The organism is Pseudomonas sp. GW823-FHT02E01 (assembly GCF_058797535.1).
Map to the genome: position 1 here is coordinate 16,349 of NZ_JBXAJS010000018.1, position 18,092 is coordinate 34,440.

General features: G+C 50.1%; 16 protein-coding genes and 2 pseudogenes. 14 read left to right on the forward strand and 4 right to left on the reverse strand.

Annotation, left to right across the window (positions count from 1 at the left end):
* Window positions 1–84: 84 nt before the first annotated feature.
* From AC1RDQ_RS27850 to AC1RDQ_RS27860, 3 genes are all read left to right on the forward strand, one after another.
* Complete coding sequence (locus AC1RDQ_RS27850) at window positions 85–2,031, forward strand: DNA topoisomerase III (protein WP_492588691.1); 1,947 nt, start codon at window positions 85–87, stop codon at window positions 2,029–2,031.
* A 72-nt stretch (window positions 2,032–2,103) separates the two neighbouring features.
* Window positions 2,104–2,607: a GNAT family N-acetyltransferase gene (locus AC1RDQ_RS27855; RefSeq protein WP_492588693.1), complete on the forward strand. Its 504-nt coding sequence runs from the start codon at window positions 2,104–2,106 to the stop codon at window positions 2,605–2,607.
* Window positions 2,608–3,130: 523 nt separating this feature from the next.
* A complete protein-coding gene (locus AC1RDQ_RS27860; RefSeq protein WP_032829393.1) occupies window positions 3,131–3,460 on the forward strand; it encodes a hypothetical protein in 330 nt (109 codons plus the stop codon).
* A gap of 195 nt (window positions 3,461–3,655) precedes the next feature.
* Here the strand turns inward: AC1RDQ_RS27860 and AC1RDQ_RS27865 are convergent, their stop codons facing one another.
* Together AC1RDQ_RS27865 and AC1RDQ_RS27870 are read right to left on the reverse strand one after the other, a co-directional pair.
* The gene (locus tag AC1RDQ_RS27865; protein WP_492588695.1) at window positions 3,656–4,072 is read right to left on the reverse strand and encodes a DUF3010 family protein; all 417 of its coding nucleotides are present in this window, start codon (window positions 4,070–4,072) and stop codon (window positions 3,656–3,658) included.
* 18 nt (window positions 4,073–4,090) lie between these two features.
* A pseudogene (locus tag AC1RDQ_RS27870) lies at window positions 4,091–4,252 on the reverse strand (helix-turn-helix domain-containing protein); the annotation flags it as partial.
* Window positions 4,253–4,846: 594 nt separating this feature from the next.
* Here AC1RDQ_RS27870 and AC1RDQ_RS27875 point away from each other — a divergent pair.
* From AC1RDQ_RS27875 to AC1RDQ_RS27910, 8 genes are all read left to right on the forward strand, one after another.
* Entirely contained in the window at window positions 4,847–6,238 is a 1,392-nt protein-coding gene (locus tag AC1RDQ_RS27875) for an ATP-grasp domain-containing protein (RefSeq protein WP_492588696.1), read from the forward strand.
* Window positions 6,239–7,834 carry an asparagine synthetase B family protein gene (locus AC1RDQ_RS27880; RefSeq protein WP_492588697.1) on the forward strand — a complete coding sequence of 532 codons (1,596 nt, stop codon included), beginning with the start codon at window positions 6,239–6,241 and terminating at the stop codon, window positions 7,832–7,834.
* On the forward strand, window positions 7,806–8,918 hold the full coding sequence (gene blsG, locus AC1RDQ_RS27885; protein ID WP_492588698.1) for an arginine 2,3-aminomutase: 1,113 nt from the start codon (window positions 7,806–7,808) through the stop codon (window positions 8,916–8,918). Before AC1RDQ_RS27880 ends, blsG begins: the two co-directional genes overlap by 29 nt.
* A gap of 102 nt (window positions 8,919–9,020) precedes the next feature.
* On the forward strand, window positions 9,021–9,833 hold the full coding sequence (locus AC1RDQ_RS27890) for a hypothetical protein (protein WP_492588699.1): 813 nt from the start codon (window positions 9,021–9,023) through the stop codon (window positions 9,831–9,833).
* Window positions 9,834–9,870: 37 nt separating this feature from the next.
* Complete coding sequence (locus tag AC1RDQ_RS27895) at window positions 9,871–11,211, forward strand: MATE family efflux transporter (protein ID WP_492588700.1); 1,341 nt, start codon at window positions 9,871–9,873, stop codon at window positions 11,209–11,211.
* Window positions 11,208–12,428: an aspartyl/asparaginyl beta-hydroxylase domain-containing protein gene (locus tag AC1RDQ_RS27900; protein ID WP_492588701.1), complete on the forward strand. Its 1,221-nt coding sequence runs from the start codon at window positions 11,208–11,210 to the stop codon at window positions 12,426–12,428. The genes AC1RDQ_RS27895 and AC1RDQ_RS27900 overlap by 4 nt, the downstream gene beginning before the upstream one ends.
* An 18-nt stretch (window positions 12,429–12,446) precedes the next feature.
* The gene (locus AC1RDQ_RS27905) at window positions 12,447–13,574 is read left to right on the forward strand and encodes a pyridoxal phosphate-dependent aminotransferase (RefSeq protein ID WP_492588702.1); all 1,128 of its coding nucleotides are present in this window, start codon (window positions 12,447–12,449) and stop codon (window positions 13,572–13,574) included.
* 162 nt (window positions 13,575–13,736) lie between these two features.
* Window positions 13,737–15,086, forward strand: coding sequence for a KamA family radical SAM protein (locus AC1RDQ_RS27910; protein ID WP_492588703.1), 1,350 nt, complete (start codon window positions 13,737–13,739; stop codon window positions 15,084–15,086).
* Here the strand turns inward: AC1RDQ_RS27910 and AC1RDQ_RS27915 are convergent.
* Window positions 15,067–15,210: pseudogene (locus AC1RDQ_RS27915) on the reverse strand (hypothetical protein); the annotation flags it as partial. The gene AC1RDQ_RS27910 and the pseudogene AC1RDQ_RS27915 sit on opposite strands and share 20 nt — an antisense overlap.
* Window positions 15,211–15,351: 141 nt before the next feature.
* Between AC1RDQ_RS27915 and AC1RDQ_RS27920 the strand changes: the two are divergent.
* A complete protein-coding gene (locus AC1RDQ_RS27920) occupies window positions 15,352–15,714 on the forward strand; it encodes a helix-turn-helix domain-containing protein (protein ID WP_492588722.1) in 363 nt (120 codons plus the stop codon).
* A gap of 130 nt (window positions 15,715–15,844) precedes the next feature.
* Here AC1RDQ_RS27920 and cynR read toward each other — a convergent pair whose 3' ends face one another.
* Entirely contained in the window at window positions 15,845–16,726 is an 882-nt protein-coding gene (gene cynR / locus AC1RDQ_RS27925; protein WP_492588704.1) for a transcriptional regulator CynR, read from the reverse strand.
* 123 nt (window positions 16,727–16,849) lie between these two features.
* Between cynR and cynS the strand changes: the two genes are divergently transcribed.
* Complete coding sequence (cynS, locus tag AC1RDQ_RS27930) at window positions 16,850–17,317, forward strand: cyanase (RefSeq protein ID WP_492588705.1); 468 nt, start codon at window positions 16,850–16,852, stop codon at window positions 17,315–17,317.
* Window positions 17,318–17,378: 61 nt separating this feature from the next.
* Window positions 17,379–18,038: a carbonic anhydrase gene (locus AC1RDQ_RS27935; RefSeq protein WP_492588706.1), complete on the forward strand. Its 660-nt coding sequence runs from the start codon at window positions 17,379–17,381 to the stop codon at window positions 18,036–18,038.
* The last annotated feature ends 54 nt before the right edge of the window (window positions 18,039–18,092 follow it).

The following is an 18,092-nucleotide window of genomic DNA, read 5'->3' on the forward strand; positions in this document are numbered from 1 at the left end:
TACATCCATACAGATAAAGATTGCTCCATCGTTCATCAAGCGCCATTCTGTGCATCTCCGGCACATTGATCGACGATGGTGGTTATGCGGCTGTACCTCTGTGAAAAACCTTCCCAGGCCAAAGACATTGCGGCAGTCCTCGGCGCCAAACGCCGGGGCGATGGCTGCTGGCTGGGAACGGACGTCACGGTGACCTGGTGCATCGGCCACCTGCTGGAAACCGCACCGCCGGATGCCTACGACGCGCGCTACAAGCGCTGGGTGCTGGCCGACCTGCCGATCATTCCCGAAAAATGGAAAATGACCGTCAAGCCGCGCACCGCCAGCCAGTACAAGGCGGTCAAGCGCCTGCTCGGTGAAGCGTCCGAACTGATCATTGCCACGGACGCCGACCGCGAGGGCGAGATGATCGCCCGGGAACTGGTGGAGCATTGCCGCTATCGCGGGCCGATCCGCCGGCTCTGGTTGTCGGCGCTGGACGATGCGTCCATCCGCAAGGCCCTCGCGGCCCTCAAACCAGGGAACGAGACCTTCAGCCTCTATCACTCGGCCCTGGGGCGTTCCCGGGCCGACTGGCTGATCGGCATGAACATGAGTCGGCTGTTCACCCTGCTGGGGCGCCAGTCTGGCTATCAAGGTGTGTTGCCGGTCGGCCGGGTGCAAACGCCGACCTTGCGCCTGGTGGTGGATCGCGATCGCAGTATCGCCGACTTTGTGCCCGTCCCCTATTGGGCCATCGACGTGCAACTGCTGCACAACGGCACCGCGTTCACGGCGCAATGGCGCGCGGCATCCGAGCTTTGCGACGACCAGGACCGCTGTCTGAATCAGGCATTGGCGCAACAAGCTGCGGCCGCCATGAGCGGCGCGGCCAGTGCGCGGGTGATCAAACTGCGCACCGAACGGATGCGCGAAGTGGCCCCGCTGCCGTTCGACCTGGGTACCCTGCAGGAGGTCTGCTCAAAGAAACTCGGCCTCGGCGCCCAGGAAACCCTCGACATTGCCCAGGCGCTGTACGAGACCCACAAAGTCATTACCTATCCGCGCAGTGATTGCGGCTACTTGCCCCTGAGTCAGCACAGCGAGGCAACGGCCATTCTGGCGGCGTTGCGCCAGGCCGATCCGGCGTTGAACGCCTTGCACGATCACCTTGATCCGCAGCGGCGCTCACGGGCCTGGAACGATGCCAAGGTCAGTGCGCACCACGGCATCATCCCCACGGCTGCGGCGAAGAACCTCGAACGTCTAGCGGGTAAACAGCGTGCGGTCTACACCCTGATCCGCGCCCGATACCTGGCGCAGTTCCTGCCCAATCACGAGTACGACCGCACCCAGGCCGATTTCGACTGCGCCGGCGAGGCCTTGCGCGCTGTCGGCAAGCAGATCATCGAGCCGGGCTGGAAACGCGCCCTGCCCGAAGCACTGGCTCCGGCCAAGGGGCGCGAAGCCCCGGCACCGCAGACTCTGCCCAACCTGGCCGAAGGCATCGACTGCGCAGTGGCCGGCGTGCAATTCAAGGACCTCTGGACGCAACCGCCAAAGCCGTTTACGGAAGGCGACCTGATCAAGGCCATGAAGAATGTCGCCAAACTGGTGCAAGACCCGCTGCTCAAGCAAAAGCTCAAGGACACCACCGGCATCGGCACCGAAGCGACGCGTGCGTCGATCATTCAGGGCCTGCTCGACCGTGGTTATCTGGTCAAGAACGGCAAGGCCCTGGCCGCCACGCCGGCCGCGTTCAGCCTGATCGACGCCGTACCCCGGGCCATCGCCGATCCGGGCACCACGGCGATCTGGGAGCAGGCGCTGGACATGGTGCAAAGCGGGGAAATGAGCCTGGAAGAGTTCGTCACCAAACAGGCGGCGTGGATGAGCAAGCAGGTCAGTCGCTGTGCCGGCCTGAGCCTGACCATCAGCGGTCCACCGCCCGGCGGGCGCGCCGCAACCCCATGGAAGAAAAAGCGCAAGAGCGCCCCGCGCAAACCATCGACTGGCACCAGGCGCGGGGCAAAGCCGGCAAGCAAAACCTGAACCCGACACCGAACCTTGTGGCCAACCATAATGAAGGGTGTACCTGCCCCGGCGTAACTGGAGCCAACCCGTATGCCTTCGATAGAACTGCACGCCGCCCAACGCGATGAACTGGAAACCATCGAGAACCTTATGCAGTTCTATACCTACGACTTCAGCGAATGGTTACCGCTGAAACTGGGCGAATACGGTTTCTTCAACATCCTGCCCATGCCCGACTACTGGCGAAACACGGCTACCCGACCCTTCCTGATCAAGGTCGACGGTGAACTGGCCGGCTTCGTGACCGTGGATAACCAGGTCCATCTATCCGGTGCCGACTACAACATCGGCTATCTGTTTGTCAGTCGACACTTTCGTGGCCGGGGTGTCGCGCGATTTGTCGTTTCCACCCTCTTGAGTCGGTTCCCCGGTCAATGGCAGATTTTCCACATCGAGGCGAATCAGCCGGCGCGCCTGTTCTGGGCCGCCGTGATGCCGGGGCTCAACGTTGCCGGGCTCACCTTGCATCAGCAGGTGGTAGACCGCTATCCCTGCACTTTTTACCGCTTTGAGTGTCCGCCTTTGTCGTCCTGACCGACACACCTTCGACTCCACCCGCTAATTCCCAACAGCTTTGTCCGACAATATGTAGTGACTAAAAATATTCACTACAAAACCGTTGACGCCTCCGATTTGCCCTTGCATGATGCAGACGTCTCCCCGATCGGGAGTACAGGCAACACGTTTGAGCAAGCTCGTCTGACCGCCGAGCTGTTTTTCCCGGATACACGCTGCCCACAAGGCAGATTGAAGAAGCTGACCTGGCCTGAACGTCCAGTACAAGGGCGAGAAGTCTTGGCGAGCAATCCTCATGAAGCTTGTGGCCGACCCTGAAAATGTCGGCAGTGGCCTTAAGGTTTTCGCCGCTTCTCTTCGTTGTGACGCTATTGCGTAGCAGTTATTCAACACGACTACATGCAACAGACGCAGGACCCCGCCCGATAAGGCGGTCGAACGCTGACGTCCTGGTTTCGGTGCCAGGGATCAACTAACCGATGGGCTACCTGTATTAGCGAATCAACTTTGAAAGATCACCAATTGGTCAAGGGGCTTTATGATGAATCTGAACAATCAACCAACTATCGATGAACTGGCTCGTATCTTCGCTGCAAAGAAAGACAGCCACGACAACCATATTCTCTGGATCAGCAAGTGTGGCCAGGTTCATATCGACTGCCTGTCGCCGCACGCCCATGAAGCAGAGTTCGACCAGAACAACCAGAACCTGCTCGCCCGACTGAAGATGTACCGTCGCGGCCAGGGCTATGTCGGCAAGAAGGCCGCGGCCGACAAGGACTTCATCGGTAATGTTCTGCAAACCCTGAAACAGGCCTGGGCCTCGATGCAGAACCAGAACGAAGTTCGGGTGATTGACCGGTTCTACTGATTAAGATGAGTCATTACTGACTTATTGATAAACAAGGCCTGCTCCCGATAAGGAGCAGGCCTTTTTTTCGACCAGGACACGGTCTCTTGCAGGAGCTGGCTTGCCAGCGATAGTCGTTAACGATAACGCGTGTAAACCGGATAAACGCGGCGCACTTGAGTCCATCGGAGGCAAGCCGGCTCCTTGGGTTGAAGGTTACTTCTTCAGTAACGCCGAGCAGGCGGCTTTATAAGCCTCATACTGATACTTGTTCAGCGTCGCCGACAGCTCAAACCCTTGCTTCTTGGCCTGGGCATTGATGGTCTGCGGCGACAGCAGCGTCACCTCGCAATTGTCCAGCAACTGCAAATCCCCTTCGATCTTGAACGTGGTCGGCCCACCGGCAAACTCACCCTTCTTGCTGCGCTTCTTGATCGCGATCCGATCTATCGAATTCTCGCGCACGAACGACGCAACCTGCGCGGCAAACACTTTGACGTTGGCGGCTTCCTCATCATCGTCCAGGGCAATTTTCTTGGTGGCGAGCGCGACGTGATTCAACGCCTGACCGTCGAGGGCGGCCACGGCGATGATCGCTTCGCTGCCTTTGATTTCGATGTCGCAGATTTTCATTTCGATCCCTTTCACAGCCTAAATCTCGAGTTGATTAGCGGTAATACCAAACGCCGCTGCTATTTTTTTGCGAGTGGCCTTCCGAGGCTTTGAGACGGTCTCTTGCTGGGTAAATGCCGGCTGAGAGACACCCATCCGTTTGGCCACTTCATCCTGTGTAAGGCTCAAGTGCTTGCGCCATGGAGCGCTGTTCGAGGGAAGATCAGCGGACTGTGAAAGCTTGATCGAAATTGTCTTGCGCCTTATCGAGCAGAAATTTCTGTAGGATTTTTAGTATCGCAGTACTGCGAAGTTTCCTTTTCCTTCCTGTGCCTGTGAATTCGGCGGTACGAATTATTTAGTTTGTGCCGCATCATTCATGGACACCCTTCAGATAAGGAGTCTGGAAATGAATGCTCCCCTCTCCCCTTTGTACACCAATGAAGCCTCCCCTGATTTTCTTCGCAGCTAAGAAAATTACCTTTTCTCGCAGCAACTTGAAGGGGCGAACAAAGACGCCTTGAGGATTATTGAACAACAACGGGCTTACGCCAACGCTCATCCGCCCACAGCTATCTACCGTGTGGCAACCGCGGGCAGCCAGCCTCGTAATGGCAGGAGGATTCAGCGTGCAACTTCGCCGTGGGAGTTCACATAGGATAACGACCAAGAAGTACGTGGTGCGCAGAAAGTTATGCCATTCCCAAAAGATCTCCACTGATCATGCGTGTGTGACAAACAGTACAATGCTCGCCATCTAACTCTACAACAACGAAAATGATCACGAACCTATATATGAAGCCAGAAATATTAATTTTCATAGATAACGACTATCTATCAACCTCACTATATCTGTATAGAAGATTACACTTTCAAGCCGCAGCAAAAGAAGGTATCAGATGCATAACAATAATCGCAAAAGATAGTAAAAATATTAGGGAGGCTAGCGATGAAAGTGATGAAGTTTTCTTGGTAGATAGCATTGAAACTAGCGAAGTACTCTGCGCAGTAGAACGTTTAAGCCGGACATACAGTGTGAAAGGACTGTTTTGCTACCCAGCGCATGTCACACCACGTGGGGACGCTAACCATGTAGTTGAAGATATCGCTAAGCAATGCGGGCTTAAATATTACAGCGCCGAGCCGCTAGAGAATTGCAACAATAAATACTTAATGCGTTCACAACTTAGCAATATAAGAGGTGTTAGGTCGGTAAATTTCAGGCTCTTCAACGGAGATTTCGAAACTATGAATGATCTTATATTTCCCGTAGTGATGAAGCCGGTATACGGGGGCGGCTCGGCGTTTGTCTCGATATGTGATGACCGAAAGAGTCTTGAAAAAGCATATAATCACTTCATAGAAAGATTTCCTGACGTGCCTGGAGCCTATTCTTTCTCGGGAGCTGAAAAATGGCTTAGCTCCCCAGAAGAAGATCCTGTGCTATATACGCCGGGCGTTTCCGTGTTAATTGAAGAATTCATTGAGGGGCCTGAAGGTTCTTTAGAATGCTTGGTTATCGACGGCAACATACACCCGATGTTGATATTTGAAAAGATGATAACAAGCAACACCTCCAGTACGGTTTTAGAAAAGGTCATAGTCACACCACCGCAAAGCTTTTCTAACGACCAGATATCGATGATCGTATCAACTATTAGCAATTCTATAAAAGCACTGAAGGTAAAGAACGGATTTTTACACGTTGAGTTCAAATTATCCAAAAACGGCCCCCAAGTGATTGAGGTAAACCCGAGGCTGGGCGGCTTCTTCGTGGACGAAGCACTTAAGGATCTGTGCTCATGTGATGCGTATGCCTTAAACGTCAATTACATAACAAATAAGCCAGTAACCATAGGACACCATTTGGCGGATGACCTTCCGATCTTGCCGGAGGACGCCGTCTACGCGATGCTTCTATTCTATCCAACTCGCTCAGGCTACATCAAAGCTATAAAGCTTCCAGAAATTGATTCTGCGTGTGAGATTTTATCGCAGGTACTGCCTACTACTAACGGCCACAAAGATGGATTCTTCGATGTAGAGAACGAAGAAGCTTATATCGCAAAAATGTGGGTGAGGGCAACGTCTATAGACGAAATACTTCACGTCCATAAAGAGTATGAGAGAAACATTAAAGTCGAAACATCTGAATATCGTGAAGACAAATTACTGGAGCAGTACTAGATGTGCGGGATAGCTGCAATATTTGAGACTTCTACCCGTTCTGATGAAAAGCGCGACTTTGAGGCTACTTTATTAAAAATGCTGGGGAGAATCTCCCATAGAGGCGCTGCTGAAAACTTTGGAGAGCGCTTTATATTTTCTCATGCTGCTATTGGTACCAATCGCTTGCCTATCGTGGAGAGAGAAGACAACAATCAGCCGTTCATAGATAACATTTCAGGTCACGCAATTATATTTAATGGTGAAATTTACAACTTGAATGAGTTGCGATTAATTTTATTATCACACGGAGTGAAATTTTTAGGCAGTTCAGATACCGAGCTAGTTCTTAGAGCCTATACGCACTGGGGGAGATCTTGTCTGACCCGACTCAATGGTATATTCGCGTTTATTATCTACTCACCGGGAGACAACACCGTTTTCGCTGCGAGGGATCGGCTGGGCGTAAAGCCTCTATACTTGACTCAAGAAGGAACTGTCCTCTATTTCGCATCGGAACTGAAAGCACTAATTGGGTTGACCAACAAGACACAAGAAATCCTCCCTGGACATTATTGGGTGGACGGTCGACAGAACGCATATTATTTAATTAGCGAAAGCATGGGGCCGCAACTAGATTACAAGTCTACGGTAAATAAATGCAATGAGCTACTGCACCTCTCGGTAAAGCGTCAAGCCAATACGGATCTTCCGGTAGGCGTAGTTTTCTCTGGCGGGCTAGATAGCGCGATAATTCTTTATCTTGCTAACCTATACCATAAGAACGTCACCGCCTACACGGTCGGAGTGGCTGGCTCAGCTGACGTAGTATTCGCGCAGAGATTATGCAAAGAACTTGGCATTAAGATAGTTATTTCTGATGTTGATCGTGTAGATCTGATGCAGTCTATTAGAACCAGCATATATGTATCTGAACAATTTGAACCCGTAGATATAACTGATGCATTGACTATACATTGTGCTTTCTCCCGAATGAAAGAAGACGGGATACGTATAGCTCTATCTGGAGATGGCAGTGATGAGCTATTCGCTGGTTATGACTTCTTTCAAGGGGCCAGTGACCGTCGTGCGCTTCAGCTACATAAAGTTAAGAACTTGTATCGAACTGATCTACAGCGTGTGGATAGAATGAGCATGTTCAATACAGTGGAATGCCGTGTACCGTTTCTCGACAAAGATCTTTTCGATTTTATAATATCGGTTCCGATGGAGCTCCATGTAAGAGATGGTTTTACAAAAGTTTTACTGAGGGACGCTTTTTCCCTCGAATTACCAGATTATATCACTCGGCGACCAAAAATGAGGATGTCTGAAGGGTCAGGTATAGGCGAACTAATTTTTGACGTACTTCAATCAATGAATGAGAGCCTGGATAGCAAGCCTTTTCCATTAGAAGATAATGCAATTAATAATGCTGCTTTGATACTCCAAGAGTTCGGCTTTGAGCTACCAGACAATCGATATAAGGTACAAGGTCTCGACTATCAAAGCGGCGGATGGACGACCTCGACAACTAAAGACATTGATAAAAACCTCGTCACCCCCCCACCAGCGAAGGATAACAAAAATGATTATTGTAAAGGACACTTTAAGTAAACAGGATTTACTGTCTTCCGACCAATGGGGCGACCACAAATTTCAAATGAAGAATGCCATTCGCACCAAGACTCAGCTGGAAGCCTGGGTAACTCTCAGTGATACAGAATTGAAGGGCATTGAGCAAACAGAGAGCCAGTATAAGTGGATGATTACTCCATATTATGCATCACTGATGGACGAGACCAATGAGAATTGTCCGATTCGGCTGCAAAGCATACCCCACCCAAAAGAAGTTGATGAGAGTAATCAGCAGGAAGATGTAGACCCGGTGGGTGATATGGTTTATATGAAAACCAGACGCGTCGTACATAAGTATCCAAACCGAGTCATATTCCTAGTGTCGGATACTTGCCCAGTTTATTGCAGACACTGCACTAGAAAATTTCACACAACTGATAAGTCAGGCAGTTATTACAACAAAAAGCTTCCCGCCTCATATGATCAAGACATAGAGTACATCGCAAACAACAAAAACATCAGCGACGTATTACTTACCGGAGGCGACCCGCTAATTCTTTCCGATGAGCTTTTGCATAGCATTATATCTAGGCTCAATGCAATCCCCCACGTAGATTTTGTACGCATTGGCTCACGGTACCCGGTTTTTCTTCCGCAGCGGATAACAGATGATTTTTGTAAGATGTTGTCCGAATTCAAATCGATCTGGTTTAGCACCCATTTCAATCATCCCGTGGAAGTGACTCCTGAGGCCTTAAGCGCGGTAGATAAACTTATTTCCCACGGTATACCGGTGCAAAACCAGACAGTGCTGTTGCGTGGAGTGAACGACGACGTCGAAACACTTAGAACGTTGAACCGGATGCTGGTGAAAGGCAGGGTAAGGCCATATTACCTATACCACGCGGACAATGTTCAAGGCGTATCGCACTTTAGGACGTCGATAGAAAAGGGCCTTGAGATTATGGAGCAGCTGCACGGTTATGAAACTGGTTTCAGCGTCCCACAGTATGTTTACACCACTAAACTTGGGAAGATCCCTTTGAATAACCAGTACTTCTATAAGCTAGGCTCTAAGAATTTTGTGCTTGGCTATGATCATAAAACGCTTGAAGTTCCTTGAGGTCAACTGACTCGCGAGTGGTTCACTACCTGGTGGCTTTGAAACTAACTAATTTACCATTTCTTCGGTACTGATATGATATTTACTAAATTAGACTACTCAATGTTAAGCCCAGAATCTATTGTCACTCAATTTAAAGAGGACTTTAGTTTTTCATCTGATGTCACAATCTTAGACCTTCCTAAAGCCAATCAACAGCGACCGACGCCGAAACATTGGAGGGATGACTGTCATTCAAACTACGATGATCTATTTCTTCAGTTGTCAAGACATGTTGGTGATGTTTTCGGTTATAGCGACCTGCAGAACGGCAAGCTTGTTCAAGAAATATTCCCAATCTTCAAAGATAGAAATAAACAGTTGGGAAGTGGCTCTGTGCATTTAGAACTGCATACTGAAGACCCCGCTTTACCTTATAGGGCCGATGTACTAGGTTTTTTATGCGTAAGAAACGACGATAAAGTCCCAAACTTGCTGTCTTGCCCAGATTTTTCAGCCGTTGATGCAACACTCAAGCACAGGTTAACGGAGACCCTTTATACCATTCTTTCCGACCGACCCTCTACGATCGAATATAAGCCAACGTCTCTAGAGACGGCGGTATTGCAAGAATCACCTACCGAGGGCTACAGCTTCATTTATGATCCTGTCTACGTTGACTACAGCAAAATGTCTCATTGCGAAGAACTAGTTTTTAAGGATTTTATCAAGCTGGTTGAGTCAGCAACCTTTGACTTATCAATGAACGAAGCACAGGTTTTGTTTATCAACAACTACAAGTGCGCTCATGGCAGGCCACAATTTACGCCAAAGTACGATGGAACGGATCGATGGCTGAAAAGAGTACAGATTTCCAAGGATGTGTCTAAGCACCTAGACCGGGAGTACAGTCTTGATATCATCACTGATATATAACCGTGCCGCGAGGCTTTCCCGTAGATATACATCCGAGATGCGCGAGAGTTCTCGGCTCTCGCTAGCCTTTGTATCTGGCAATATCGCGCATGTGATTATTGCGACTACGGATGTAATAATGGCTGGATGGATTAGTACCGAGGCGTTAGCTGCGTCGACTTTGGCACAGGGCCTCTACTATCTTCTGTTTTTATTATTCTCCGGGCTACTCATCTCTACCATCCCGTTTATTACTGATGCATTGGGATCTAAGGCAAAAGAAGAACAATATGCATCTGTATCGACCAGCTGCATTCAGCTCATAGTAGCTGCGTTTTTAATATGCATAGCAATGCTCTATTTTACGAAAGAAATATTAGTTTTTTTTGGCCAGGATCCGCTTGTTTCTCTCGAAGCTCAGAGATACATGAATAGCCTGATGTGGAGCATCGGCCCAGCGATTTTATTTGTACACCTCAGAAATGTGTTATCAATAATGGGATCAGCGCGATATACAGTTATCGCAATTATTACAGCAGCGATCTTTAACTTCGTTGCTAACCTGATTCTAATATTTGGTTTTTTGTGGATACCCCCCTTGGGTTTGTTCGGTGCAGGTATCGCCACGACGTTAACAAACATTTTGCTTTGTATATTGCTGGTCATATTAGGCTTAATGAATCCGCAGTTCAGGGAGCGGCAGCACTGTATAAAATTGATAGTAGTGAGAGTGTGGTTGATGCTGCCTATTTTAAGAAATGGTATTCCGGTCTCTCTAACGCAGGCAAATGACACGCTATTTTTCTTCATCCTCACAATCATAGTGGGTAAGTTTGGAGTCGTTGCGTTGGCTGCTCATGGTATCGCAATGCAAGTTCTTCAAGTCGTATTTACAATACCTAATGGCATTTCTCAAGCTTCTACTACGAGAATAAGCCTCTGCTCTCCTTTGGGTGTGTATTCGCGGCGGACGAGTGACGCCGGATGGAGTGCTTTATGGCTCGGCTGGATAGTACTCACTGTAATATCTTCTATCTTGATTATTTTTTCCCATGATATTGTTCAGCTATTTGTTGCTCGGGGTGAAGATGGAGATGACGAGCTCATCAAGCTTTCGAGCCTTTTTGTCTGCATTTTAGGAGTCTTCCATTTCTTTGATGGAAGTCAAATGGTACTGCTCGGTATATTTAGGGGCTTGAAACAGACCGTCTTTCCGATGTTGCTTTCGATTATTTGTTTTTGGCTAGTGGGGCTACCGCTCGCTCTCTTATTGGCATTTTATACTGACCTAGGAGCAGCGGGTGTATGGTGTGGCGTAGGGCTTGGACTTATAGCGCTGTTCTCTCTACTTCTATTTAGATGGATCCGATACAAGGCTCCGGCGCAGGTTGCGGCATGAGAAATCTATACGGCATTCGAGGTATAAATTACATACTGAAACACAGTATATTCGTGATAGCTTGCTTAGTATTACTATCTATATTGCTTATTCTGGCGGTACCGAAGGGTTTTTTGTCGATATATTCGGTGTCTTACTGCTGCTTGTTATTTTTTCTTCTCTATTCCATCAGCGCCTGGCCGATTTTTCGCTCCCAATTTGATACGCTCAATATCGTCGTACCTTATTCCACCGTGCGACGTTTTAGTAGCTACACCTGTTGGCTCGTTCCGCTCTCCATTTTTACGTTTGTGGCGGGACTCTATAACAGAACTGAATTAGTCGGATTTGGACTTTTAGTATCAAGCCAGTTATTACTACTTTGCCTCATAATCTGGTTATATGCGACGGTTGTGATTTCCTGCAGGTCTGCTCTAAAGTGGCGGGAGCCGGTGCTCGCATTATGGTACAAGGCATTAGATGACCTTGGCGATATTGACGATAAAACTCGCGAGTGTATCCTCGATCTAATTGAGTCGGAATTTCATGAAAGAGAATTATCACGCTCTAGCCGCCTATCCAGCGGTTTGCTTAAGCCTGTCATGCCTATACCTTATGCTACGAATATAAATATCAATGGATTTAAGTCGTCGTTCGGACCCAGAAAGCCTCTTTGGTCTAAAGACGATTTCAGCTTCCTCTCAGGCATTGATAAGCTTCTTGCCGAGATGACGCAGGAACTAATCCAGCTCTATGAAAAACACAAAAACACCCAGGAAAAATATCCCTTTCATGGCGATCCTTTGTGGAAATCAGTTCCACTTTATAAAGGAGGTCAAAAAGTTGCTGTATACGCTGACCTTGCTCCAAATACGATTCGCTTTGTCGAGGATGTTGTGCAAGGCGCTACTATCAGAGAGGTTGTGCTTTCAAGCCTAGAACCGGGTGGTCACATCGAGCCGCATCTGGATTATGTTTATCCTATGCTGACATTACATCTTCCTATCCTTTGTGCTGACGATGGATTATCTGGACTGAGAATCGGGGAAGAGATCGTTAGTTGGAGAACGGGTGAAATAGCAATCATTGACACAACTTTTCAGCATGAGTCTTGGAACCATAGTGAATGTACTCGTGTAAATCTGATGTTTGATTTCTGGCCCGGGGACCTGAGCCCGTCGGCGAAAGCTTTTTTCACTGAAGTCTACTCGCGGCAGATGCTGCGACACTTAAAATAATTACAGTTGGTGAAAATCATGTCAAACCCGAGCCAGCAGTTATCGAAGGTCTTGAGTGAAGGTCCTAAAATACGTGATTTAATTCAGATGCACGACGGTGAACTAAACCTTGAAGTCCCGCAGGAAGTTTCTCGCGCGACGATTGACGCGTTAATAAATGGGCACACTGGCTATTGTAATCTTACTGGCATAGATGTTTTGAAAAACGCGTTGATCGAGAGATGCTTTCAACAACATGGTAAGTTGTGCGACCCGGCCGAAACTTTAGTTTCTAATGGTTCAAGCCAGGCGTTGTTCATGTTGATGAAATGCATATTATCCAACGCGGACGAGGTTCTGATTCCAAATCCATGCTGGCCCGCCTATAGATCTTACATAGAACTTAACGGGGGTATTGCCGTCGATTACGAAATGGGAAATATGGGTCTCGACATAGTTGAAGTTCGCAAGCTGGTGACTCTCAAAACCAAGGCGTTGATTATTAACTCACCTCACAACCCCACTGGCTTGATTCTCAGTCGACAAGATATTCTAGAATTGGTGGCGTTATCTCAAGAGTTTGGCTTTCTACTCATTTCCGATGAAGCCTACGAAGGCATCATTTTCGGTAGCGGTGAATATGTCAGCCCTCTGGATCTTATGGCGGACTCTAGCCTGCTGGTGGTTACACGCACGTTCTCAAAACTGTTCTCTATGTCTGGTTTTAGAATAGGCTATATGTTCGCGGATAGAAAAATCATCGACCGATGCTCCACGCTTCAGGGCGTCATGACGGACAATGCGTGTACATTTGCGCAGCACGGTGCCTTGGCAGCTATAGCGTTGCCTAAGAGCATTCTTAAAAAACGTGTTGATGAGTTGCAACACCGAGCCTATTACTGCCATCAATTATTAAGCACTACGTTTGACATTGTACGGCCGCAGGGTGGTTTCTTTCTATTTCCTGACATTTCCCGAGTATTGGGTGCTACTTGGAGTTCGGATACCCAATTTGTAGACGATCTCCTCAATGTAAAATCCGTTTCGACCACGCCAGGGTCTTCTTACGGTATGAAGGACCATATCCGCATCTCTATTGCTTCCGTTAATGAAGCTGAAATTAAAGAAGCGTGCGGGAGAATTATTGATCTTGTCCACCATCGCTGATTTTCATACGACAGGTGTTACTAGTGTGGAAACCGTTGTCGCTTGGAGGATCCATGGTTTCATCAGATATTATAGTTGGTCGCGACATTTATTTTAGGTCAAGACAGCTCCATATCTTATAGCCACCTATGTTCCGGTCTAAAATTTTATTGGTCACCAATTATGCACACTATTGAAAATATAGCGGTAAGTGTTGAAAATCGCACAGAAAAATTCGAGATTGAACGTTTCAAGGTTTATACCTTGAATCAAATTGACCAGATTCCTCAGCTTGCTAAATTAGACAGCCGGACTATTTGGGCGATGAAGGTGGTGGCAAGCGTTCTGCCATTTCGAGTCAATGAATATGTTATCAAAGAATTGATCGACTGGAATAATATTCCAAACGACCCTATATACCAGCTTACCTTCCCCCAGAAGGATATGCTGGATAACGAGTCTTTTGATCTAATAGCATCTTTACTTTTAAGGAATTCCGACCGCTCATCCTGTGAGGTCGCGATAAAAGCGGTTAGAGCTAGACTCAATCCCCATCCAGCAGGACAGCTGGAGCGTAATATTCCTTCACTGTCTGGCGTGACAGTAACGGGTGTCCAGCACAAATATCGTGAAACTGTGCTGTTTTTTCCAAGCGCTGGTCAGATTTGCCATAGCTACTGTACTTTTTGTTTCCGTTGGGCCCAATTCACGGGTGACCAATCGCTCAAGATTGCTGCTAAGGAAAACGCCCAGCTATTGGATTACCTTCGAGCCAACCCTAAAGTGACTGATGTTTTAATTACTGGCGGAGATCCGCTAGTTATGAAGACAAGCAATCTACGTGCTTACCTAGAAACTCTTTTGACGCCTGAATTCGAGTACATCCACACTATCCGAATTGGTACAAAGGCGCTTTCTTTCTGGCCTCAGCGGTTTGTGACTGACAGCGACGCAGGTGAACTTCTTGATCTATTTAGGAAGATCATCAACAGCGGTAAACACTTAGCGTTAATGGCTCATTATAATCATTGGGCGGAACTTGAGCCTGCCATTGCTCGAGAGGCTATTCTTCGTGTTCGACAAACCGGCGCTCAAATACGTAGCCAGGGCCCGTTACTGGCTCATATCAATGACTCTGCTGACGTCTGGGCGCGACTTTGGCAGACGCAAATCCAATTAGGCATTATTCCTTACTATATGTTTATCGAGCGTGACACCGGCGCCCGCCGGTATTTTGAAGTCCCTCTTGTATGTGCGTGGGAAATTTACCGGGACGCGGTCAAACAAGTTTCAGGTATTGCCAGGACTGCCAGAGGACCTTCGATGAGCGCAGATCCGGGGAAAGTTGAGGTCTGCGGTTTAGCTGAAATTCGAGGAGAAAAGGTGTTTGTTTTACGTTTTATCCAAGCACGAAACCCGGATTGGGTGCAGAGGCCATTCTTCGCACGATTTGATCCCGATGCTACGTGGTTCGATCAACTAAAACCGGCTTTTGGGGAGACTGCGTTCTTTTTCGAGAGGGAGGTTTCTTAACCCGTTTTTGCCAGCGTTGCCGCTGATGATCAAACTGCCAGGCTGGGACAATGTGCTCCCACTCAATACTCTGTGCGCGGCTTTCATGGATGCGCGTTTCATAACTGCAGGACGCGAGATCAACTGGTCGCGGTAGGAATGGCAGCCAACTGCCACCCCCGCACAGATCCGTACGTGCGGAATTACCGCATACAGCTCCTGCCTTGGGTTATGAGTAAGCGCTCCACACACACCACCGACTTCAATGTGAGTAGCCCGCTCAACTATTCGCGCGTTCTTTGACACCATCGATCACGAGTGGATGATGTGCTTTCTGCAACACCGAATCGCGGATCGACGGGTGTTAGCGTTAATAGTCCGATGGCTGCGTACAGGTGTTCTTGAAAACGGAAAGCGAACTCCTGCGAAGCAGGGCACACCACAAGGTGCGCCTATTTCACCGCTATTAGCCAATATCTATCTGCACTTGCGGCTGGAAAAGGCGCGGCAGTTGCTGCGTCAGACCGACATGAGTGTGCTGGAAGTGAGCAATGCCTGCGGGTTTGAATCGCCGTCGTATTTCACCCGCAGTTATCGGGCGAAATATGCACGGTGCCCACGAGAAGACCGGCGTACCGCAAAAGCATGAACACTCGAGATCCGCTGTAGAAGCGAGCTCTGCTCGCGAAAAACGCCTGGGCGACGCGTTCATTCAGGTAGCACGCGTATTCGTTAACGTCCATCGCGAGCAGAACTCGCTCCACAGGGTTTAGTAGTGGTTATGAAAGATCAGTAGCCAACACCAGATCCACAAACGCCAGCGACGCCGCACTGTGGTAGTTGTTCTTGCGCCGAAGCAACGCCGCCCCGCGTTCAGGTGTTGCGCCCAGCATCGACAGTTTGCGCAGTGCCCGATCCTGAGTGGCGATGGCTTCCGGCAGGATCGTGGCGATGGTGGAATGCCGGATCACTTCCAGCAGCGTGTTGACCGAGTTCACTTCAATCGCCACTTTGGGCGTGATCTGCACCTGCGCGAAATACTCGTCGATGCACGTGCGGGTGATGTAGTCCGGGGTCAGCAGCGCAAACTCAAGCTGAGCCACCTCCTCAAAGGACAACGCGTCCTGATGTTCGTATAGCGGATGATCGCGCCCAACCATCAACCCCAGGGTTTCGGTAAAGGCCGGGATCGATTCGATGTCGGTGCTTCTCACCTGATCGAACGCAATCGTGATATCCAGCGAATCATCCGCCAGCCCGGCCTCGATCCCGTCCATCGACAACTCGAAAATCTCCAGGTGGATGTTCGGGTAACGCGCCACGTAGTCGCGCACCAGCGGCCCTACCAGATAGGCCATGAAGGTCGGCGTCATGGCCAGGCGCAAGGTCCCGCGGGACAAATCCTTCACGTCGTGCAACGCACGCTTGCCCGCTTCCAGCTCCACCAATACCCGCCGCGCGCATTCAATATAAGCCTCGCCGGCATCGGTCGGCTTGACCGTGCGCGAGGTGCGGTCGAACAGGCTCACGCCCAGGGAGTCTTCCAGTTGGCGGATCTGCTGCGACAAGGTCGGCTGGGACACGTGCAGCACTTCGGCGGCGCGCGTGAAACCACCGTGGTCGGCCACCGCCAGCAGGTAACGCAAATGTCGAAGCAACATGGGATTCTCCATTTATAGGCAGTGCTTATGGATTGCATTGTATATCGGTCTTGGACGCTATGGATGGATCGGCAGAAGATGGCCCCACACCCAAGCAACTCCCCTTCCGATAGGAGAATCACCATGCAACAGTCCCATGCCTATAACGACCCAAGCCTGGCCCTGACCACTTCTGTCCTTGACGCCAAGGCGCGTAAAAACCTGTCGTGGCAGGACCTGGCCGACGGCACCGGATTGAGCCTGGCCTACGTCACCGCCGCCCTGCTCGGTCAACATCCGCTACCGGAAAGCGCGGCCAAATTGGTCGGCGACAAACTCGAACTGGACGCCGACGCCGTGGCGCGACTGCAGATCATCCCGCTGCGCGGCAGCCTCTCGGGAGTGCCGACCGACCCGACCATCTATCGCTTCTACGAAATGATCCAGATCTACGGCACCACCCTCAAAGCCCTGGTTCATGAGCAGTTCGGCGACGGCATCATCAGCGCGATCAACTTCAAGCTCGACATGAAAAAAGTCGAAGACCCGGAAGGCGGTTCCCGCGCAGTCATCACCCTAGACGGCAAGTTCCTGCCCCTGCGTCCTTTCTAAGTTGATAGCGGCCCGCACGCCCCGTGCGGGCCGAACCCTGCTCAGCCATGAGGAAGCGATCATGAAAGCGCTCATCGACGGTTTCTTGAAGTTCCAGAAAGAAGCCTTTCCGCAACGCATCGACCTGTTCAAACACCTGGCCACCACCCAACATCCAGGCACGCTGTTCATCACCTGTTCCGACAGCCGTGTCGTGCCGGAACTGCTGACCCAGCAAGAGCCCGGTGAACTGTTCGTGATCCGTAACGCCGGCAACATCGTGCCGTCCTACAGCCCGCATCCGGGTGGTGTGTCGGCCACGGTCGAATACGCCGTCGCCGTGCTCGGCGTGACCGACATCGTTATCTGCGGTCATTCGGACTGCGGCGCCATGACGGCGGTAGCCAAGTGCAAATGCATGGATCACCTGCCCGCCGTCATCGGCTGGCTGCAACACGCTGAGTCGGCGAAAGTGATCAACGAGGCCCGGCCACATGCCAGTGAAGCGGCCAAGGTCAGTTCAATGGTTCGGGAAAACGTCATCGCCCAACTGGCCAACATCCAGACGCACCCGAGCGTGCGACTGGCCCAGGAAAAAGGCCTGTTGAACCTGCATGGCTGGGTGTACGACATCGAGACCGGTTCGATCGACGCGCTGGATGCCGACAGCCGAAGCTTCGTGTCGCTGGTCGAGCATCCAAGCACTTGTGCCGTATCGGCCAAAGTGATCAAGGCCGCGTGATCAGCACCGCCGATTGTTGAAGAAAGTGACCGCCCTTGCAGCGGTCACTGATTG

What these genes read in the sequence shown, in the direction of transcription:
- AC1RDQ_RS27860 (WP_032829393.1), top strand. Translation starts at nt 3,131, where the DNA reads ATGAATCTGAACAATCAACCAACTATCGATGAACTGGCTCGTATCTTC.
- AC1RDQ_RS27865 (WP_492588695.1), bottom strand. Translation starts at nt 4,072, where the DNA reads ATGAAAATCTGCGACATCGAAATCAAAGGCAGCGAAGCGATCATCGCC.
- AC1RDQ_RS27850 (WP_492588691.1), top strand. Translation starts at nt 85, where the DNA reads ATGCGGCTGTACCTCTGTGAAAAACCTTCCCAGGCCAAAGACATTGCG.
- AC1RDQ_RS27890 (WP_492588699.1), top strand. Translation starts at nt 9,021, where the DNA reads ATGTTAAGCCCAGAATCTATTGTCACTCAATTTAAAGAGGACTTTAGT.
- AC1RDQ_RS27855 (WP_492588693.1), top strand. Translation starts at nt 2,104, where the DNA reads ATGCCTTCGATAGAACTGCACGCCGCCCAACGCGATGAACTGGAAACC.
- AC1RDQ_RS27875 (WP_492588696.1), top strand. Translation starts at nt 4,847, where the DNA reads ATGAAGCCAGAAATATTAATTTTCATAGATAACGACTATCTATCAACC.
- cynS (WP_492588705.1), top strand. Translation starts at nt 16,850, where the DNA reads ATGCAACAGTCCCATGCCTATAACGACCCAAGCCTGGCCCTGACCACT.
- AC1RDQ_RS27880 (WP_492588697.1), top strand. Translation starts at nt 6,239, where the DNA reads ATGTGCGGGATAGCTGCAATATTTGAGACTTCTACCCGTTCTGATGAA.
- AC1RDQ_RS27910 (WP_492588703.1), top strand. Translation starts at nt 13,737, where the DNA reads ATGCACACTATTGAAAATATAGCGGTAAGTGTTGAAAATCGCACAGAA.
- AC1RDQ_RS27900 (WP_492588701.1), top strand. Translation starts at nt 11,208, where the DNA reads ATGAGAAATCTATACGGCATTCGAGGTATAAATTACATACTGAAACAC.
- AC1RDQ_RS27905 (WP_492588702.1), top strand. Translation starts at nt 12,447, where the DNA reads ATGTCAAACCCGAGCCAGCAGTTATCGAAGGTCTTGAGTGAAGGTCCT.
- AC1RDQ_RS27895 (WP_492588700.1), top strand. Translation starts at nt 9,871, where the DNA reads ATGCGCGAGAGTTCTCGGCTCTCGCTAGCCTTTGTATCTGGCAATATC.
- cynR (WP_492588704.1), bottom strand. Translation starts at nt 16,726, where the DNA reads ATGTTGCTTCGACATTTGCGTTACCTGCTGGCGGTGGCCGACCACGGT.
- AC1RDQ_RS27935 (WP_492588706.1), top strand. Translation starts at nt 17,379, where the DNA reads ATGAAAGCGCTCATCGACGGTTTCTTGAAGTTCCAGAAAGAAGCCTTT.
- blsG (WP_492588698.1), top strand. Translation starts at nt 7,806, where the DNA reads ATGATTATTGTAAAGGACACTTTAAGTAAACAGGATTTACTGTCTTCC.